Below are 18,925 nucleotides of genomic sequence, written 5' to 3'. Positions count from 1 at the left end.
GAAACCCCCGGCATCCGGTCCCGGGGGCTTCGCGCCTGGAGAGGGAACCTGTCTCGAACAGCCGCGCCGCCCGCCGGCGCGGCGGAGGATGCCGGCTACACGGCCGCCCGTTCGCGGCCGGGCTGCGCTCCGGCCTGCCGTGCCTTCCGGCCGAAGACGCCGAAGAAGCGGGCCCGCACCTCACGTTCACCCGCCGGGGGCGGATAGCCGGCGACCGCTGCCGCGAGCGCCTCGAACACGCGCGCGGCGGGCGCGCCGGGCCGGTAGCGGACCACCGGGACGCCCGCCTGCGTCGCCTTCCGCACCGCCGGGTCGAACGGCACCTCGAAGTTCACCGGGTGGCCAATGACGAACTCCACCTCGCCGCGGGCGGGCGCCGCCTCGCCGTGACCGTGGACGAGCGTGACGATGAGCGCATCGTCCGGGCGGCCCTTCATCCGGGAGTGCTCGACCAGCAGCGCCGCGTTCTTCAGGCTGGCTGGGTCGGAGCTGGTGACCGCCACCACCCGGTCGCTGACCTCCACCGCTGCGCCGACCACGTCGTTGTAGGTGCCCGGCGTGTCGCAGATCACCACATCGAACACGGTGGCGGCGAAGCGGATGAGCCGCTGGATCTCCTCGGGGGTGCAGTTGAGCCAGCTCCGGTAGTCGCGCGGGGCGGGAAGCACGTACGCCCCTGACTCGTGCCGGAGCAGCACCCGGTGGAAGACCTCGCGGTCGAGGTACTGCGGTTCGCGCGCGACCTCCGAGACGGTGTACTCGGGCTTCACGTCGAGCATGACCGCCACGTCGCCGAAGCGGGTATCGAGGTCGATCAGCAGCACCGAGCGCTGGCCGCTCGCGGCGATGGCGGCGGCGAGGTTCGTGCTCGTCGTGGTCTTGCCGATGCCGCCCTTCTGGCCGACGACCGTGACGATGCGCCCCAGCGGCGCGAACTCCTCCGTCGCCAGCTTCGCCCGGCGGATCGCCATCGCCCGGGCCCGGGCAGCGACCTCGATCAGCCGCTCGCGCGAGACCTGCCCGTGGAGGAAGTCGTTGACGCCGGCCTGCATCAGCCGCCGCTCGAGGTGGGGCGACCATTCGCGGGCGTACGCGACAAGCATCGCCCCGGGCAGGAGGGCTCGGGCGAAGTCGATGACCTGCAGCGCCCGCTGCATCGGCGGTTCAACCGCGACGATGATGACGTCCGGGTGCGATTCGGCGATGGTCTGCTGGGCAGCGAGGCCGCCGGGCCGCTCGAGGGTCACCTCGAGTCCCGCCTGTTCGAGGCGGCGGCGCAGCATCTCGCGTGCGAGCTCGTCGCTGTCGACGAGGAGGGTGACGAGATGTGGGGTCATGGGTCTTCCGTCCTTTCCGCGGGTGTTCCCCGCCGGTCATCGCATCGTCACCCTGCGGCCACCGCATGGGAAGATGGATATCCACTTCAGGCCGCAATTCCTACGGAGTTCTTCCGCTCCGTTCACCCGCCGTCCACCGCCGTGTCACTGCGGGCGGGCGCCGTTCACCCGCGCCTGCAGCGCGCCGCCCCCGCCGGCTTACCGCGGGCGAATCGTGCGCCGCTCAGCGCCGCGAACTGTGCGCGGCAATTGAGCAACGGTGTCGAGCGGATTATGCTCCCGGCATGACCGAGCCGCCCGCCGAATTCCTTAATCACGTCCAGTCGCTTCCCACCTACGCGTCGCAAAACCTGAGCGAGGCGGACACCCGGGTCTACCTGATCGACCCGGTGCTCCGCCTTCTCGGCTACACGACGGTGGGCGACCTCCGCCGAGAAGTCCCCGTCCCGGCCACGCGTGAGTTCATCGACTACGAGCTGTACGCCGGGGGCAAGGCCCAGGCGATCCTCGAGGCGAAGGCGGTGCGCCTTCCGGTCACAGACGCAGCCGCTGCACAGTGCGTCCAGTACGCCTCGATCCTCGGCGTCCGCTGGTGCCTTGTGACGAACGGCGTGACGTGGGCCATCTACAACGCCCACGCCGCGGGCGCCCTGCCGGAGAAGCGCGTTGCGACGGTGCGGCTCGACGGCTCCGAGGACGAGGTACTGGAGGCGTGGGAGGTGCTCCGGCTATTCAGTCGCGAGTCGCTGGCCAGCGCAAATCCGCTGAGCCGGCTGCTCGCGGAGCGCGTCGTGGCCGATGAACTGTCCAATCCTGACTCCCAGGCCGTCCAGGCGCTCCGCCGGGCAGTCCGGTCCCGGTTCGGCGAGCGGATCTCCGGCCAGGCTGTGGTCGAAATCATCGACAAGCTGATGGGGCGAACCCGCCGGAGCCCTGCCGCGGCCAATGGACCTGGCGCCGAGGCGAAGGCAGCCGGGTCTCCCGCGCCGGAGGGCTCCGGTTCCGCTGCGGCGCCCGCACCGCCGGCGGCCGCGGAACCTGGCGGCGCCCAGGCTGCGAAGCGGAAGGTTAACTTCCCGCTCAAGCCCGACGGCTCACGGGTCACCATCGCCGACCTGGTCGGCGCCGGGCTCCTCAGGGTCGGTGACCGCCTCACGATCCAGATCGGTTCCAGCTTTGGCGAAGGTTTCGTCCGCCCGGACGGGATCCAGGTGAACGGGCAGGCGTATACGAATCCCTCAATCGCGGCCCGGGCCGTGCGCGACACAGCGGCCAACGGCTGGGGCTACTGGATGTGCGGTGACAGGACCCTTGCGGATATTCGCGCGGAGTACCTCCGCCGCCTCACCGGGGGAGCATAGTAGCCCTCAGCCGGCCTCCTCGCGGACGAGGGCACGCTCGAGCTCGGGGTCGTCGATGCCGAGGCTCGCCGCGGCCGTCCGCCGGGAGATGATCCCGGCCTCCACGAGCGCCCGGGCATCCTGCACCTGCCGCGAACGGTCGGCCGGCAGCACCGGCCCCCACTGCATCACCGGCCGCAGCCCCTCCACCTCCAGCCCGGCGAACCGCGCCAGCAGCTGCAGCACCATCCACGCCCGCCGTTCGTAGACCGCCGTGCGGATCCGCCGCTTCCGCTCCACCTTCCGTGCAATTGGGTCGAGCTCCATGTTCAGCGCCACGCCGCTTAACCCCTGCGGATTGTGCCCGAAGGCCGTGCGCGGCGACTCGCCGAGGTCGTGGATGACCCGGTAGAGCAGGTCGATGTAGGCCGTGTGGAGGGCGACCCCTCCGCCCTGGAGAAGGTCGAGCAGGTAGGCCCGCGCATCCTCGGGCACCTCCCAGATGGCGCCCGGCTCGACGGTGATGTCCTCCGAGCCGGTGACGCCTTCGAGCACGGCGATCGGGTTGCCCGAGAGTTCGAGCACCTGGCTGAGCTGGCTGAAGGCGCGGTTCAGCTCCCGGTTCGCCTCCATCACGGGCGGGAGGTCGCTGGCGCCCCAGGGCTCCTTCGGCTCCCGCAGGTTCGGGAAGATGACGTAGGGGATGAAGCCGTACGGGTTCGGCAGCCGCTCGGCCAGCTCCGACCCCCGCCAGAGTTCGAACGTTTCTGCCGACCACCATTCGACCAGCTCCTCATCGCCGGCGCGGTAGCGGTGGGCGACGCCCGTGAGCCGGGCAGGGTCGCCGGGGTCGCGCCAGGCGAAGAGGCCCTGGACATCGGGCGCGGTGACCCGCACCTCGCCGGCCGCGGCGTCCCAGGCGACCCGGTAGGCGCCGTCGCCGAGGATGGCGCAATCGAGCTCGGTCTCGAAGTCGAGCTGGCTCAGCCCGTTGGCCGCTTCCACCCTCCGGAGGGCCTGCTCGGCCGCGCGGGCCCGCTCGATGCCGGCCGGGGAATCGTCGCCGACGACCTGGACAGCGGCGCCGGCCAGGAGGTAGCCGGTGACCTTATCGACGATGGCGCGGGCGTAGTTGAAGGTGAGGCGTCGCTCGCCGCGGCGTCCCCGGCCGGTCCAGTGGCGGCCCTGGTAGAAGGCCAGGTTCTCGCGGTACCGGGCCATCCGGTCGTGGTCGAGCTGGCGGAGCTGCAGCGGCAGCGGGACATCGGGCAGGGGAAGCTGGTACGGCACCGGGCCTTGACCTCCGGGGAAAGCGTGCTCCCCGGAGCGTGGGCAGGGGTCGCCGCGATCTCCAAGGCCCGGGCGGCACTGCGGGGAGGGAGTGGGGAGGAGGGGGCGGGGGCGGGGCTCCCTCCTCCCTCGGGGCGGGGCAGACCGCGGGGCGGGGCTCCCTCCTCCCTCGGGGCGGGGTTGCACCGGGGCGGGGCTCCCTCCTCCCTCGGGACGGGGCTGCACCGGGGCGGGGCCTCCCTCCTCCCCCGGGGCGGGGTTGCACCGGGGCGGGGCTCCCTCCTCCCCCGGGGAGGGGCTGCACCGGGGCGGGGCAGCCCCGGCTACTGCATCACGAGCGTGCCGGGCTCCTTCATGTAGACCCAGTAGACCCGGAGGGTGAAGAGGCCGCCGAAATCGTTCAGGTAGCGCGGCTGGCCCGGGAGGTAGCTCAGCCAGCGGCCGCTGGCGTTGTCGTACTGCAAAACCTGCGTGTACTTCCCGGCGATACTCGAGAGGGCGTCAGCCACGGCCCGGGACTGCCCGGTGTAGGTGATGTTGTTCCAGCCCGCCGCCAGCTGGATGGTCCGCCCGGGCGCGGGGTTCGGGTTGAGCGAGGCAACGTTCGCCGCCGGGGCATCAACCCAGTAGGCGTCGTACTGCTGGATGACCGGGTAATCGCTCACGGCCCCCGGCGCTCCGCGGATGAACCGCCGGTAGGCGCCGAGCACTCCCTCGGCCTCGCTGAACGCCCACTTCAGCGGGTCCCACCGGTAGATGGCGTTCCACGGCAGCGGCAGGGTCGAGGCCGCGCCCGGCAGGGGGCCCGTCGCCTCGAGGTGCGCGAGGTTCGACCAGCCGCTGCCGATGGTCTGCACCACCACCGACCCCGGCGGCGGCGAGACGCTGCTCACGAACAGGCCGGCCACGCCGAGGTCGGTGTTCCGCCCGCCCCAGGTGACGGTCGGCTTCGCGGCCAGCCCGCCGATGACCAGTTCGACCGTCGCGCCCGGGGCGCCGCAGCCCGGCTGCTCGGCGGCGCTCTTCACCTTGACGGTGAAGGTCGAAACCGGCCCCGCCGCGATCGCCGTGGTCGAACCGCAGACCGCTGTGCCCACCCGCGCCTCGATAACCGTCCCGCCGGGGACGTCGCGCCAGTCGTGCTGGGGCACGCCCGTCAACGAGAGCGGGATGCGGGCGACGGCCCCGCCGATATTGATGATGCCGCTGCCGGCCCAGTTCTGGCCGTGGGGCGCGGGCGGCGCCGGCGTGGCCGCAGCCCGGGCCGCGGCGATGTAGTCATCGGCGCTCAGCCTGGTGTTGCGGGAGATGAGGAGGGCGAACATGCCGCTCACCAGCGGCGTCGCGAAGCTGGTGCCGCCCTGGAAGCCGCCGTTCGGCTCGCCGATCTCGGCGTACGGGTTCGAGAGCCCGACATCGGTGCGGGTGGTCGAGAGCAGCCGGTTGCCGGGGGCGGCGAAGTCGATCGCCGGGCCGTAGTTGCTGTAGCTCGCCCAGGTCATGCCGTCCAGGTTGTTCGCCGCGCCGACCGCGATCAGGTTCGGATACTGGGTGTAGGCCGCGGGATACGCCACCCCGGCCGGCTGCCCTGCCGCATGGTTGCCGGCCGCCGCCACCACGATGACCCCGCTGTCCTGGGCGAGCTGGAGGGCTGCCCGCAGGGCGGGGATATCGGCCTGGGTGTGGGGCGGGTCGGAGGCGATGCTGATGTTGATGACGCGCGCCCCCTGCCGCACGGCATAGACGATCGCCTCGGCGATGCGCGTCATGAACCCTTCGCCGCGGCAGTCGAGCGCCTTGACCGTCAGCAGCCGCACCTTCCAGGCGACGCCGGTCACGCCGATGCCGTTATCGCCCGCTGCGCCGATGATGCCGGCCACCAGCGTGCCGTGGCTGCTCGGCATGTCGTCGAGGATGGCGCCCGTCGGCGTCGAGCTGGTGTAGCCGCACATCGCGGCGTTCACCTGCGTCAGGTTGATGAAGCGGCAGCCGTACCGGTCGTTGATGCAGCCGTTGCCGTCGCGGTCGATGCCGTCGCTCCCGTTGTCGACCGGGTTCTCCCAGAGCTGGCCCGCGAACTCGGGGTGGCGCACGTCGAGCCCGGAATCAATCACGGCCACGATGACCTCGCGCGAGCCGGTGTGGAGGTCCCACGCGGCAGGCGCCCCGATGGCGGCGAGGTACTGCGCCTGGTTCGGCCCGCTGCCGGAGCCGAGGTAGTACGGGTCGTTCGGGATTTCCGCCGCCCGCACCGGGGCATCGGGCACGGCGCTCACAACGTTGGGTGCGCGGGAGATCTCGGCGGCGAACTCCGCGGGGTCGCGGCCGGGCGGCACGGGGATGGAGGCGAAGCCCTGCTCCGCGAGGGTGGGCGGCGGCATCCACTCCTGGCGGGCCTGGGCGCGGAGGGCTGTATCGAACTGCACCGCGATGTAGGCCGCCGGGGGCTGCGCCGGGTCGGCCCCCGCAGGCGCCGGGCTGCTGCCCGCCGCTCCCGCTGCGCCGCTGATCCCCGCTACTGCCAGGAGAATGGCAAACCAGCGTCGTCGCACGGGGCCTCCTTCCGCCCTCAGGCCGTCAGTTGCCGATCACTCCGATAGCCGGGGTTGGGATCGGCGTCGGCTCCACGGCCGGCGCCTGGCCGAGGAGCTTGGCATCGACCAGGAGCGCGAGTTCGCGGGCCTGGTCGGTCGACATGTACGGGACCGCGCCGAAGGTCTGGATGGCGACCACGGCGTTGCCCCGTCGGAAAACGAAGCGATGATAGACCGACGGGATGTCGGTCGTCCCGATGGTCGGGCCGGCGTAGCGGAAGGCGGCGGACTGGTTGCCGAGCGGCTTCGCCTGGGCGCGCTCGCTCCCCTTGCGGGCCGCAAGCCGCCCTTCGAGGTAGTCGTAGGCGAGCTTCGCCCCGGCCGGGTTTTCGAAGAGGTACACCTCGGCCCACGCGTAGTAGCCCCCTTTGGCGACCTGGGCTGCCAGGCCGACAGGGTCGTACTGGACCTGGTAGCCGTCGAGGATGCGCCACTGCTTCGCAAGCTCCTCGCCCTGGGCGTTCGTGTCGAACCAGTAGGACGCGGAGAAGGTGCCGAGGTTCATCGCGAACGTCTCCGAGACGTTCACCTTCATCTCGGGCGGCATCTCCGAGAGGAGCGGGGCGTACTTGCTGGCCGGCAGCTGGACCGTCGGCTCGGGGCCGCCGGCGAGGCCGCCGCTGCTGGCTGGCGTCGGCTCCTTCACGTTCGTACCAACGTTCGCACTGCCGCCGGAGTTCCCATCGCCGCCGCTGGTGAGGAGGAGCGTGCCGACGGCGGCCGCCGCAATCACCACGAGCCCGGCAAGGAGCACCAGGACCGGCTGCGAGGGACGCTTCCGTCGTGCCATCAGTTCCCGGCCGCCGGCGTGTAGTTGCTGGTCGGCGTCGGCACCGGCGCATCGAGCTGGCCGAGCGCCTTCTTATCGCTGATGAGGGCGATCTCGCGGGCCGCGTCCACCTTCATGAACGGCTCGGCGCCCTTGGTGAGGACCACGCAGACGAGGTTGCCCCGCTGGAAGATGACCTGGTGGTAGACCGCGGCGATGCTCGACTTCCCGATCGTGCCGAGGGTCATCACGTACGCGGCGCTCTGGTTGCCGACGCGGGCCATGCTCACCGGCTGCATGCCCGGCTGCCCGGCGGCGAACTTCACGAAGTAGTCGTACGCCTGCTTCGCCCCCGCTTCCTGGGCGAAGAGGTGGCACTCGGTGCGGATGTAGTAGGCGCCGTTGAGGACGGCGGTGTCGCGCCCTTCGGGCGAATACCCGGTCTGGTAGCCGCCCTGGTAACCCCAGTCCTTCAGCAGCTTTTCGCCGTCGCCGGCCGATTTGAAGACGGCCGTCTGGGCGTAGGCGGCGGCATCGACGGTGAGGGTGCTGGGGATATCGGTAATCCAGTTGGTGCCGAGGTCTTCGACGCGGACGACATACTTGCTCGCCGGCGGGTCGAGCCGGGGGCTGACGCCCGGGTTCGTGGTCTCGACGGTGGGCGTCTTGCCGGCCGCTGCCGGGGTATCGGCGGCACCGTCGCCGCAGGCCGCGGCAAGGGGCAGGAGGGACGCGATGGCGCAGACGGCCAGCGTACGGAGGCGGGGCATACCGAACCTTCCCGGGGGCGTTGCTCGTCCGAGTGTACGGGCGCCCACGGGTTCGCGGAAGAAACGGCGAAAGATTCGGGAAGGGCGGGTGCGGCGCCGCCACCCCTCCCCCGCGGCCGATTTCGCACACACCGGGCATATGATTCAGCAGCTTCTTGCATGCAGTGTTAGTTGCGCCTAATATGTTGCGTGTGGCGCGGCTCAGGGTTCCAGGGCCCCTGCGCCGCCCGCAGGCACCAGGTCGACGCCCTCCTCTTGCTGCGTTCCCCTCAGGCGGACACCTGGACTCCCGACGGCGGCCCCCTCTTCTCCGGCGGGGGGCCGCCGTCGTCTCCCGGCCCCGGGGGCGTCATCCCCGTAATCCGCCGCTCCCGTACCATGCAGGGAGCACGCAACGCCAGCCCCGGGGATGCCCGCCATGCAGCTCTTCCTCGATACCGCCTCCATCGACGAGGTCCGCGCCGCCGCCCGCTACGGCGTCATCAGCGGCGTGACCACCAACCCCAGCCTGCTCGCGAAGGAGGGCGGCGTCAGCTACCGCCAGCGCATCCAGGAGATTGCGGCGGTCATCGATGGTCCCATCTCGGCGGAGTGCATTTCGCGCACGGCGGACGAGCTGGTCGCCGAGGCGCGCGAGCTCGCCAGCTGGCACCCGAACGTGGTGGTGAAGATCCCGATCGACGCCGAAGGGCTCGAGGCGATTCACCGCTGCAGCAGGGAAGGCATCCGGGTCAACGTGACGCTCATCTTCTCGGCGAACCAGGCGCTCCTCGCGGCGCTCGCCGGGGCGGCCTACCTCTCGCCGTTCGTGGGCCGGCTCGACGATGTCGGCCACGACGGGATGGAGCTGGTGCGCCAGTGCGTCGAGATCGTCGAGACGCACGGGCTGAAGGCGCGGGTGCTGGCGGCGAGCCTCCGCCACCCGCTGCACGTGACGCAGGCAGCGCTGGCCGGCGCCCACATCGCAACCATCCCGCCGTCGCTCCTCCCGCAGATGCTGAAGCACCCGCTCACGGACGCCGGGATCGAACGGTTCCTCGACGACGCCCGTAAGGCCGGCCTGCTGAAGGCCTGAGCCCCGCCCCCTTACGCCGCCCCGGCCACCTTCGCGCCGCCAGTGAGGCGGACCGTGCCCCGGTTCCCCACCAGGTTGCGCAGGCTCCGGGCCAGCTCTTCGGTGGCGTTCGCCCGCGGGAAGTCGAACTCCGTCTCCTCCCCCGCCGTGTCGCGGATTACGACGCGCACCTCATCCCTGCCCGGGTGCCGCTTGAGCAGCTCCACCACCGCCTTGAGCAGCGCCTCGTCGGTGAGCACGTCGTCGGTCTCGATGAGCGTGATCGCGAGGCGGACGGCTTCGCCTTCGACCGGGGGCGTCACCCCCGGGCGGCTCGCTTCGGCTGTGGGGCCGGCGGCACGGTAGCCGCCGTTCCCGTTCCCCCCGCTGCCGTTCGCCTGGGGGCGCGCCGGCCCCTGCCCGTTCCCGCGCGTGGCGGTCTGCTCGGCCGCGGGGGCAGGAGCGGCGCGCCGGGGCGCGGCCTCCACCTGCCACTGGTTCGCCGCGAACCCGGCCGCCGTCCCCGACTCGGGGTCGAACGGGGCGGCCTTGCGGACTGAGTAGCTCACACCGCGGTCGCCCCGGTCGCGCACCTCGACCGAACAGACGAGGACGCGCCCCTCGGCCCAGGCCTCCTCGCCGGTCAGCTCGATGGTGTCGCTCCAGACCGTCAGCTCGGCCGTGCCCGAGAGGTCCTCCAGCTCGGCGAGGTAGAACTTCCGGCCGTCCCGGGTGAAGCGGGCCTGCACGCGCGTCAGCATCCCGGCGATGGTCACCGTCTGCCCGGCCAGCTCCGGTCCGAGGTCGGCCAGGCTGTGGGTGGTGTAGCGGGCCACCTCCGGGGCGACCGACTTGAACGGGTGGTCGGAGACGTAGACCCCGAGCAGCTCCTTCTCCCAGGCCAGGAGGTCCTCCCGCTTCTGGGGCACCGGCTCGAGGTCGAGCGCCGGGAGCGGCGTCTCGACCTGGCTGCCGAAGAGGTCGAACATCGTCGCCTGGCCGGATTCGCGCAGTTCGCGCTCGCGCTTCGCGAGGCCGATGAGCCGCTCGGCGTGGGCGGCCAGCGTCGCGCGGTTGTAGGGGCCCGGCGGCCCGCCGAGCATGTCGAAGGCGCCGGCCTTCGCGAGGTGTTCGAGGACGCGGGAGTTCGCCGAGGAAAGGTCGGCCCGGCGGCAGAAGTCCTCGATGTCGCGGTAGGGGCCGCCCTGCTCCCTGGCCGCGATGATGCCCTCCACGGCCGCCGAGCCGACGTTCTTGATGACGCCGAGCCCGAACCGGATCGCCATCGAACCATCCGGGCGGCGCTCCACCGAGAAGTTGTCCTGGCTGGCGTTCACATCGGGCGGGAGCACCTCGATGCCGAGCTTCGAGCACTCGGCCACGGCCGCGGCGATGCGGGCGTGGGTATCGGGCGCGTTCTTCGCCAGCTGGAGGAGCGCCGTCATGTACTGGACCGGGTAGTTCGCCTTCAGGTAGGCCGTCTGGTAGGCGATGTGGCCGTAGCACCAGCTGTGCGCCTTGTTGAAGGCGTAGCCGGCGAACGGCTCGATCAGGTCGAAGACGGCCCGGGCATCCTCCTCGCGGTACCCCTTGGCGACGGCCCCGGCGATGAACCGGCCGCGCTCCTCGGCCATGATCTCGGCCTTCTTCTTGCCCATCGCCTTCCGCATGATGTCGGCCTGGCCGAGGGTGTAGCCGGCGAACTTCCGGGCGATGAGGAGCACCTGGTCCTGGTAGACGATGACGCCGTACGTCTCGTCGAGGATGTCGGCCAGGTCGGGGTGCGGGTAGGTGATCGGCACGCGCCCGTGCTTGCCGTCGATGTAGCGCGGGATGTGCTGCATCGGGCCTGGCCGGTAGAGGGCGACCATCGCGCAGAGGTCGGCGATGTTTGTGGGCTGCAGCTCCTGGATGTACCGCCGCATCCCGGCCGATTCCAGCTGGAACACCCCGAACGTTTCGCCCTTGCCGAGCATCTCCATCGTCTTCGGGTCGCCGTCGCGGAGGCGGACGAGGTCGATCGCCTCGCCGGTCGTTTCGCGGATGAGGTCGGTGGCCCGCTGGAGGATGGTGAGGTTCGAGAGGCCGAGGAAGTCCATCTTCAGCAGCCCGATCTTCGCCACCTGCTCCATGGCGAACTGGGTCATCGGGATGCTGTCCTCGTCGCCGCGGGTAGGGCGCTGGAGCGGTACGTGCTCGATGAGCGGGTCGCGGGAGATGACCACACCGGCCGCGTGGGTGCTCGCGTGCCGGGCCACGCCCTCCAGCCGCTTCGCGGTATCGACAAGGCGGCGCACCTTCGGGTCGCCCTCGTAGGCCTCGCGCAGCTCGGGCGACTGTTCGAGGGCCTCCGGCAGGGTGATGTGGAGCACATCGGGCACGAGCCGGGCCACCCGGTCGGTCTCGGCGTAGGAGAGGCCGAGCGCGCGGCCCACGTCGCGGATTGCGGCCTTCGCGCCGAGCGTTCCGAAGGTGATGATCTGGGCCACCCGGTCGCGCCCGTACCGCTCATAGGCGAACCGGATCATCTCGTCGCGCCGGTCGTCGGCGAAGTCGAAGTCCACGTCCGGCATCTCGCGCCGCTCGATGTTGAGGAACCGCTCGAAGACGAGCCGGTTCGCCACCGGGTCGATATCCGTGACCTTCAGCACGTAGAGCACGAGGGAGGCCGCCGCCGAGCCGCGGACGCCCATCCGGATGCCCGACTTCCGGGCGTAATCGGCGATCTCCTTCACCACGAACATGTAGTCGGTGAAGCCGGTCTGGCGGAGGACATCGAGCTCGTAGCGGAGCCGCTCCTCGAGCTCCGGGGTGACGACCTCGAACCGCTCGCGCAGCCCGCGGAAGCAGAGCTCGGCGAGGTAGTCGTCGCTCGTGCGGCCGGGCGGCACCGGCGGCTCGGGGAGGAGCTGCCGGTCGAACTTCAGCTCGAGGTCGCACTCGTCGGCCACGAGCATCGTGTTGGTGATGAACTCCGGGTTCTCGGGGAAGAGCCGGAGCATCTCCTCCTCGCTCTTCAGGTAGTAGCCGTGGCCGTCGAACCGGTACCGATCGCGCTGGTCGACTGTGGCGTTGGTGCCGATGCAGAGGAGGATGTCGTGGGCCTCGGCGTCCTCCGGGAAGGTGTAGTGGCTGTCGTTCGTGGCCACCACAGGGATGCCGAGCTCGCGGCCGATGTCGGCGATGACCGGGTTGAGGCGGGTGAACTTCTCGTCGCCGTGGTCCTGCACTTCAAGGTAGTAATGGCCGTCGAACACCTCGCGGTAGTACTTCGCGACGGCGATGGCCCCCTCCCGGTCGCCCTCCTGCACCCGACGGTGGAACTCGGAGGAGGGACAGCCGGAGAGGACGGTCAGCCCCTCGCAGTGCTTCTCGATCAGCTCCCGGTCGATGCGCGGCTTGTAGTAGTAGCCCTCGAGGTTCGCCTTCGTGACGAGCGCGATCAGGTTCTTGTAGCCGGCCAGGTTCCGGGCCAGCAGGACGAGGTGGTAGGGCGAGCTCTCGCTTTTCTCCCGGCTGAAGCGGCTGCCGGGCGCGACGTAGGCCTCGACGCCGATAATCGGTTTGATGCCGCGGGCCGTGGCCTCCCGGTAGAAGTCGATGGCGCCGTAGAGGGCGCCGTGGTCGGTCATGGCGATGGCCACCTGCCCGAGCGCCTTCACCCGGTCCATGAGCGGCCCGATCTTGCTCATGCCGTCGAGCAGCGAGTATTCGGTGTGGGTGTGCAGATGGGTAAACATTTCCTGCCCGGGTGCCCCAGTCTACACCCGCCGGCCGCACCAGCGGACGACAGTCCCGCGGGCCCGCGGTATGCAGCCCGCAATGGCCCGCAGACCCGGCCGCACCGGAGACGTATACTGCGGCCGTATGGCCAGTGAAGCACTCCGCCGCAAAGCGCAGGCCGATGCCATCCTGGAGCGGGCCGCGTTCCAGCTCGCCGACCTCCTCCGCGAGGCGGCGGCCGAGCTCCGCCCCTTCCCTCCCTTCCCGAACGCCCTCTTCACGAACGCGATCGAGGTCGATATCGGCCCCCTCGCCAACAACCCCGATGTCGGCTGCATTGTCGTCGCCGAAGACGGCGAGCTGTACGAACTCCAGATGGGCATCGACCACGAGAGCATCGAGCTGACCGGCTCGTGGGACCCGGTCACGGCCCGCAAGGAGACCCTCAAAAAGGTGGAGCTCCACCCGCGCGACCAGGTGCTCTACCTCTACGAGGCGCTGCGGCTGGTGACCGAGGAGCTGCTCGAACGCGAAGCCGCCCGCGGAGGCGCCTGATGCGCCGCCTGCTCCGCCTGCTCATCGTCGTCGCCATCCTCGCCGGGGCGGCCGCTGTCGCCGTGCTGGCCGTGCGGCGGCGGGGGCGGAGCTGGCCGGCCCCCGAGCCCGGCTGGACGCCGCCCGCCGTCGAACCGGTCCTCACCATCGACGAGGACGAGGCGCTCGAACAGGAGATCGCCGACGCCGAGGCCGAAGGGATGCGCGCCCCCGACTGGGAGCCCGCGGTGGATGTCGCCATCGACGAGACGGGGCACGTCGTGGAGCCCGAGCCGCCCGCCGAACCGGCAATCGTCGAGGAGCCGGACGCAGGCTCAGGCCCCGCCGCAGCGCCGGCCGCCGGAGCGCCGGAGGAGCTCAGCGATGAAGCCGTGCGGCAGCTCTTCGCCGAGGCCGCCGAGCTGGAGCGCGCCGTCGCCGAGTTCGAACAGCTCGAGCAGGCGTTCACGGGCACCTTCGGCGGCATCGCACCCCCCGAAGCGGCGGAGGCGCGCGAGGACCCCGACTTCGCCGCCATGCTGGCCGGGGCCGAACCCGGCGCAGAGCCGCTCATCCTGCCGATCGAAGACGAGGCCGAACCGGCCGCCGAGCCGCTCCCCGCGGAGGAGGCGCCCGCCCCGGCGGAGCCCGATGTCATCCTCTCCCGCTTCGAAGAGCTGGCCGCCATGCCCGAGCCGGAGGCGCCGCCCGCGGCCGCAGGAGAGCTGGAGCGCCAGGCCGCCGACGCCGCCAACGAAGGCATGGCTCCGCCGCCCGGCGCGCCGCCCGTCGACGAGGCGCTCGATGCCTCCGGCGCGGAGGTGACCGGCCGGCCGGCGGCCGCGCCGGGGCCCCCGCCGGCCGAAGCTGAGGAGCCGCTCCCCGCCAGCCTCGAAGCGGCCCTGGGCGAGCTCCAGCCTGCCCCCATCCAGCGGCCCCCGCGGCGCTCTGCCGAGTCCTACGTCGACGAAGGGAACGTCTACTTCAACGTCGGGCAGTTCGCGCTTGCCATCGACCGGTACACCGCCGCCATCGAGCTCGACCCCGACCTCACGGCGGCCTACTACAACCGCGCCAACGCCTACACCCGCTCGGGCGAGTTCGAGAAGGCGCTGGCCGATTACAACCGCGCGCTCGAGCTCCAGCCGAACGACCCGGACGCCCTGAACAACCGCGGTATGCTCCACCTCTACCGCGGCAACTACGCCGCTGCCCTGGCCGACTTCGACGCCGCGCTGGCGGTCGACCCCGGCGACACGACGGTCATGGTGAACCGCGGGCTCGCCCACCTCCACAGCGGCGACGCCGCGGCGGCGCTGCTCGACTTCCTCGCCGCCGCCGGGCTCGACCCCGACGACCCCGCCGCCCACTACGGGGCAGCCCAGGCCGCAGCCTCCATGGGCAACCGCGAGGAGGCGCTCCGCCACGTGCAGCGGGCGCTCGCCCTCGACCGCGGCTACGCCCGCGAGGCTGCCGCCGACCCGCGCCTCGCGATCCTCCAGGGCGACCCCGAGTTCCTCCGCCTGCTCCGCGAAGCCGGCCAGGCCCGCTAGGGATAGCGCAGCCGGCTGCCTACTCCTCCCGGCGGCGCCCGCTCAGGGCGATCAGCTCCTCGTGCAGCTCGAACCAGACGGTGTGGTAGCTCTCCTTGAGCGGCGAGGCGAGCATCGACCGGTCGCCGGCCCGGACGGCCGCCAGCGCCTGCTCGAACCGCCCCGCGAAGGGCGCCAGCCGCGGCACGAGCCCGGCAGCCTGCGCCACCACCGGCCCCAGCCGGGCGTGCAGCTGCTCGAGCCCGGAGAGTGCCGCAGCCCAGGCGGCGTCAGCTTCGGCCGGCGCGGCCTGCTGCCAGCCGCTGACCAGCGCCTTGAACTCCCGGTCGAGCGCATCGAAGGCCGCGAAGGCCGCATCAATCGCGGCCGGGTCGATGGCGGCCCGCTCGGCGGCTAGCGCCTCAAGGACGGCATCCCGCCCGGCCGGCAGCATGGCGAAGCCGCGCGGCGTCTCCCGCACCAGCCCGGCCTCGGCGGCGGCCCGGAGCTCCGCCTCGACGGCCCCGGCGTCCGCGTCGAGCACGGCGGCGACCCGCTCGGCGGCGGCCAGCCCCTTCAGCCCGAGCGCCCGCAGGACGTCGAACCGGCTCACGGGCCGGGCCCCGGCAGGGGCAGCCGCGGCGCCGTCGCCGGGGCCGGCCTCGGCCAGCTCGGCGGCCCACTGGCGCAGCAGCCGCACTTCGGGGATGTCGGCGGCCCCATCGGCCCGGCAGTCGCCGGCGAACAGCAGCCCGCGCGTCCCGTCGACCGTGACCCACTCCCCTTCCGCGATGCGGCGCCCGCCGACCACGAGGGCGTCCTCCTCCACGACGGCGTCCTGCAGGCTGCAGACGGCGGGAATGGCCCAGCCACGGGCTACCACCGCGGCGTGACTCACCACCCCGCCCGTTGTGGTGACGAGGCCGGCCGCGGCCACCATGCCGTGCACGTCGGCGGGGGAGGTCTCGGGCCGGGCCAGGACCACGCTCACGCCCTGCGCGGCGAGGCTGGCCGCCCGGCCGGCATCGCAGCAGAGCACGCCGGCGCCCACGCCGGGCGAGACGGCGAGCCCCCGCCCGATGGGTGCGGCCGCCGGGTCGACCCCGCCGAGCTTCGCGAGGGCCTGGAGCGTCTCGGCGCCGACGCGCTCGACGGCTTCGCGCCGGGTGAGCGGGAACGTCGGGTCCTCGGCCATGTCGACCGCGATCCGCACCGCCGCCAGCGGGCTGCGCCGCCCGACGCGCACCTGGAGGATGTAGAGCGCGCCGCCCATGACGGTGAACTCGACGTCGCACATGTCGCGGTAGTGCCGCTCGAGCCGGTCCAGGTGGCGGAGCAGCTCGTCGTAGACCGCGGGGAGCTGGCTGCGCAGCGCTTCGAGCCCGCTGACGGCGTGGGTGCCGGCCACCACATCTTCGCCCTGGGCCCGGGCGAGGTAGTCGCCGAAGGCGCCGCGGGCGCCGGTCGAGGGGTCGCGGGTGAAGGCCACGCCCGTGCCCGAGCGCTCGTCCAGGTTGCCGAAGACCATCGCCTGCACCGTGGCGGCCGTGCCGAGTGTGCCGTCGATCCCCTCCCGTTCACGGAAGACGCGGGCGCGGTCGCACTCCCAGGAGCGGAAGACGGCGCGGATCGCCTCGGTCACCTGCGCGAACGGGTCCGCGGGGATGCCGCCGAACCGGTCGGCGAGGGCGCAGACGCGGCCGGCCGCGGCGAGGAGGCCCGCGGGCGTGTCATCGTGCATGGCGGCGTGGTTCACCTCGTCCTCGGGCAGGCCGAGGACGATGGCGGCGTAGCCGCGCACGAACCGGAGCCACGTATCGGCCGCAAAGCGGGGGTCGCCGCTTTCGCGGGCAAGGGCCTCGCGGACCGTCGGGGTCATCCCGACATTGAGGAGCGTGTCCATCATCCCCGGCATCGAAACCGGTGCGCCGGAGCGGACGGAGACGAGGAGCGGGCGCTCGCCGCCGCCGAAGGTGCGGCCGGTGGCCGCCTCGAGCCGGCCGAGGGCGGCCCGGACCGCGTCGTCGAGGCCGGCAGGCCACCCTTCCGCGAGGAACCGGCGGCAAACCTCCGTCGTCACGGTGAAGGCCGGCGGGACGGGCAGGCCGAGCTCCTGCGTCATCGTGACGAGGCCGGCCGCCTTGCCGCCGAGCAGGCGCGTCGCATCGGCGCCCGCCGGGAGCGGGTCAGCGAGGCAGACGACATCCATGGCCGGCACCTCAGGGCAGCGCCACGACCGTCACGGTCCCGGCGTCGCCGTCGACGGTGATGGTCGCGCCGTCGGGGATCCGCTTCGTGGCGTTCGTCACGGAGGGCACGCAGGGGATGCCGAGCTCGCGGCTCACGATCATGGCGTGGCTCTGGGCGGCGCCGACATCGACCACCACGGCCGCGGCCGGCACGAAGAGCGGCGTCCACGAGGGGTCGGTAATCGGGGCCACGAGGATGTCGCCCGGTTCGAGGCCCCGCGGGTCGAGCGGGTCGAGGACGACGCGGGCGCGCCCGGTCGCCTTCCCGGCGCAGCCCTGGAAGCCCTGGAGCACCTCGCCCGGCTTCACCGGCTCGATGGCGACATCGGCCTTCTTCGGCCAGGTCTCCGGGTCGGGAATTTCGCCCCAGAAGGCGAACGGCTCCTGCCGGCTGGCGTACTCCTCGTAGAGCGCCTTCCGCTCCCGGATGGTCGAGGCGTACTTCGCCGGGTTCTGCAGCCAGTCGTCGAACTCCTCGGCGAGGAGGAAGGCGTAGTCGCCGACGTCGTCGAGGTGCCCGGCGGCGACCATCCGCCGGCCGATGGTATGGAGGGCCATCCGGACCTCATGGATCATCCGGATGTTGTTCGTCTTGGTCCGTTCGCGGCCGGCCTGGAAGACGCGGGCGGCATTGGCGGCGGCGAGGAAGAGGCCCTGGTTCTGCGGGTCGCCGGCGAGCATCGCCGCGATCTCCTGCGTCACCCGTTCGCGCTCGGCCGCGAGCTCCTTCTGGCGCGCCTCCGGCGAGGCGCTCTCGGGCGCGAACCGCATCCGGTCGATGGCGGCCAGCGCCAGCTCCGGCTTCGTCTCCCAGGTGTGGCAGCGGCTCTCCCATTCGTTCGGGCCGCGGCAGCCGTAGTCGTAGAGGAAGGCATCGAAGGCCTCGAGGAAGCGCTGGCCGTTCTCGCCCAGGCCGCGAATCCGGTCGAGCACCCCCTCGACGCCGGCGTCGAAGGCGGCCGTCAGCTCGCGGTCGGCGGCGATCATCCGGCCGAGCTTCCACATGGCGAGCGAGGGCGCGGCCGATTCCACGTCGCCCACGCCCTGGATGACGCGGAGGGCATCGGCGGGCCGGCCCACCGCCGCGCAGATCTGCGTCACGGCGCCCACGGGCACGGTCGAGATGAAGGTGGTGAAGATGTGCTCGGAGAAGAGTCGCCGGTGGTTGGCGAGCGCGATCCCCTTGCCGTAAGCCCAGAGCGCCTCGTTCGAGAGGTTCTCCAGCTCGGGGCGGGCAGCCCGCAGCCCGGCGACCCGCTTCGCGTCGAGGGCGGGGCGCTCCAGGTGCTGGACCGTCATCGCCCACTCGAACGTCTTCGCAAGCGCCGCGGTGCGCTCTTCGTTGTGGTCGCCCGGGGCAGGTTCGTACGGCGGGATGCCGGGCTGGGCGCCGTAGAAGAGGTCGTCCATCGCCTGCGCCGAGAGGCCCGGTGCGCGCTCCCCGAGGATACGCGTGACCTGTGCGTTCAGGTAGCAGTACGAGCCGAAGATCCCGAGCGTCTCCATGTTGTCGGGGTCGAACTCGTCATAGGTGAAGGCACCCATACGCACCAGCGCATCGCGCCAGGCGCCCTCGGTGTCCTTCTCCATCAGGAGCGAGAAGGAGAGCGGCGCGACCGGGTCGGGGAAGACCTCGCCCACGTTCGCACGCGTCCAGAGCGGGTACCGCTTGCTCGGCCGGGTGCCGACCACCCACGGCTTCATACAGGCCTCCAGGGGCAGGGAGATGCGGC

The 18,925-nt window shown here is 71.9% G+C and carries 12 protein-coding genes; 4 read left to right on the top strand and 8 right to left on the bottom strand.

The window, feature by feature from the left end; all coding sequences use genetic code 11:
* Positions 1 to 95: 95 nt before the first annotated feature.
* Positions 96 to 1,337 carry an AAA family ATPase gene (locus Tbon_RS06480; protein WP_158066871.1) on the bottom strand — a complete coding sequence of 414 codons (1,242 nt, stop codon included), beginning with the start codon at positions 1,335 to 1,337 and terminating at the stop codon, positions 96 to 98.
* 284 nt (positions 1,338 to 1,621) lie between these two features.
* Here Tbon_RS06480 and Tbon_RS06475 point away from each other — a divergent pair, with 284 nt between their 5' ends.
* On the top strand, positions 1,622 to 2,698 hold the full coding sequence (locus Tbon_RS06475; protein WP_192498203.1) for a restriction system modified-DNA reader domain-containing protein: 1,077 nt from the start codon (positions 1,622 to 1,624) through the stop codon (positions 2,696 to 2,698).
* Positions 2,699 to 2,704: 6 nt separating this feature from the next.
* Here the strand turns inward: Tbon_RS06475 and Tbon_RS06470 are convergent, their stop codons facing one another.
* From Tbon_RS06470 to Tbon_RS06455, 4 genes are all read right to left on the bottom strand, one after another.
* Entirely contained in the window at positions 2,705 to 3,967 is a 1,263-nt protein-coding gene (locus tag Tbon_RS06470) for a portal protein (RefSeq protein ID WP_225734723.1), read from the bottom strand.
* A 323-nt stretch (positions 3,968 to 4,290) separates the two neighbouring features.
* Positions 4,291 to 6,519: a S8 family serine peptidase gene (locus Tbon_RS06465; RefSeq protein WP_158066869.1), complete on the bottom strand. Its 2,229-nt coding sequence runs from the start codon at positions 6,517 to 6,519 to the stop codon at positions 4,291 to 4,293.
* 25 nt (positions 6,520 to 6,544) lie between these two features.
* Positions 6,545 to 7,351: a hypothetical protein gene (locus tag Tbon_RS06460; protein ID WP_158066868.1), complete on the bottom strand. Its 807-nt coding sequence runs from the start codon at positions 7,349 to 7,351 to the stop codon at positions 6,545 to 6,547.
* The gene (locus Tbon_RS06455; RefSeq protein ID WP_158066867.1) at positions 7,351 to 8,100 is read right to left on the bottom strand and encodes a hypothetical protein; all 750 of its coding nucleotides are present in this window, start codon (positions 8,098 to 8,100) and stop codon (positions 7,351 to 7,353) included. Before Tbon_RS06455 ends, Tbon_RS06460 begins: the two co-directional genes overlap by 1 nt.
* 418 nt (positions 8,101 to 8,518) lie before the next feature.
* Between Tbon_RS06455 and fsa the strand changes: the two genes are divergently transcribed.
* Positions 8,519 to 9,175 carry a fructose-6-phosphate aldolase gene (gene fsa / locus Tbon_RS06450; RefSeq protein ID WP_158066866.1) on the top strand — a complete coding sequence of 219 codons (657 nt, stop codon included), beginning with the start codon at positions 8,519 to 8,521 and terminating at the stop codon, positions 9,173 to 9,175.
* An 11-nt stretch (positions 9,176 to 9,186) separates the two neighbouring features.
* Here fsa and dnaE read toward each other — a convergent pair whose 3' ends face one another.
* A complete protein-coding gene (dnaE, locus tag Tbon_RS06445) occupies positions 9,187 to 12,894 on the bottom strand; it encodes a DNA polymerase III subunit alpha (protein ID WP_158066865.1) in 3,708 nt (1,235 codons plus the stop codon).
* Between the two features lie 127 nt (positions 12,895 to 13,021).
* Here dnaE and Tbon_RS06440 point away from each other — a divergent pair, with 127 nt between their 5' ends.
* Positions 13,022 to 13,432 carry a hypothetical protein gene (locus Tbon_RS06440; protein ID WP_098502798.1) on the top strand — a complete coding sequence of 137 codons (411 nt, stop codon included), beginning with the start codon at positions 13,022 to 13,024 and terminating at the stop codon, positions 13,430 to 13,432.
* Positions 13,432 to 14,964 (top strand): tetratricopeptide repeat protein, encoded by a 1,533-nt coding sequence (locus tag Tbon_RS06435; RefSeq protein WP_158066864.1) that lies wholly within the window; start codon positions 13,432 to 13,434, stop codon positions 14,962 to 14,964. The genes Tbon_RS06440 and Tbon_RS06435 overlap by 1 nt, the downstream gene beginning before the upstream one ends.
* Before the next feature lie 19 nt (positions 14,965 to 14,983).
* On the opposite strand, the gene Tbon_RS06430 is transcribed toward Tbon_RS06435, so the two are convergent.
* Positions 14,984 to 17,152 carry a pyruvate, phosphate dikinase gene (locus tag Tbon_RS06430; RefSeq protein WP_158066863.1) on the bottom strand — a complete coding sequence of 723 codons (2,169 nt, stop codon included), beginning with the start codon at positions 17,150 to 17,152 and terminating at the stop codon, positions 14,984 to 14,986.
* 10 nt (positions 17,153 to 17,162) lie between these two features.
* Complete coding sequence (locus Tbon_RS06425; protein WP_158066862.1) at positions 17,163 to 18,896, bottom strand: PEP-utilizing enzyme; 1,734 nt, start codon at positions 18,894 to 18,896, stop codon at positions 17,163 to 17,165.
* Between the last annotated feature and the right edge of the window lie 29 nt (positions 18,897 to 18,925).

This window comes from Tepidiforma bonchosmolovskayae, from assembly GCF_008838325.1.
GTDB classification, from domain to species: Bacteria; Chloroflexota; Dehalococcoidia; order Tepidiformales; family Tepidiformaceae; genus Tepidiforma; species Tepidiforma bonchosmolovskayae.
This window is presented reverse-complemented; position numbering and strand designations above follow the sequence as displayed.

Coding starts and splice junctions, on each gene's coding strand:
- fsa (WP_158066866.1), top strand. CDS start 8,519: ATGCAGCTCTTCCTCGATACCGCCTCCATCGACGAGGTCCGCGCCGCC.
- Tbon_RS06460 (WP_158066868.1), bottom strand. CDS start 7,351: ATGGCACGACGGAAGCGTCCCTCGCAGCCGGTCCTGGTGCTCCTTGCC.
- Tbon_RS06480 (WP_158066871.1), bottom strand. CDS start 1,337: ATGACCCCACATCTCGTCACCCTCCTCGTCGACAGCGACGAGCTCGCA.
- Tbon_RS06475 (WP_192498203.1), top strand. CDS start 1,622: ATGACCGAGCCGCCCGCCGAATTCCTTAATCACGTCCAGTCGCTTCCC.
- Tbon_RS06455 (WP_158066867.1), bottom strand. CDS start 8,100: ATGCCCCGCCTCCGTACGCTGGCCGTCTGCGCCATCGCGTCCCTCCTG.
- Tbon_RS06435 (WP_158066864.1), top strand. CDS start 13,432: ATGCGCCGCCTGCTCCGCCTGCTCATCGTCGTCGCCATCCTCGCCGGG.
- Tbon_RS06440 (WP_098502798.1), top strand. CDS start 13,022: ATGGCCAGTGAAGCACTCCGCCGCAAAGCGCAGGCCGATGCCATCCTG.
- Tbon_RS06430 (WP_158066863.1), bottom strand. CDS start 17,152: ATGGATGTCGTCTGCCTCGCTGACCCGCTCCCGGCGGGCGCCGATGCG.
- Tbon_RS06425 (WP_158066862.1), bottom strand. CDS start 18,896: ATGAAGCCGTGGGTGGTCGGCACCCGGCCGAGCAAGCGGTACCCGCTC.
- dnaE (WP_158066865.1), bottom strand. CDS start 12,894: ATGTTTACCCATCTGCACACCCACACCGAATACTCGCTGCTCGACGGC.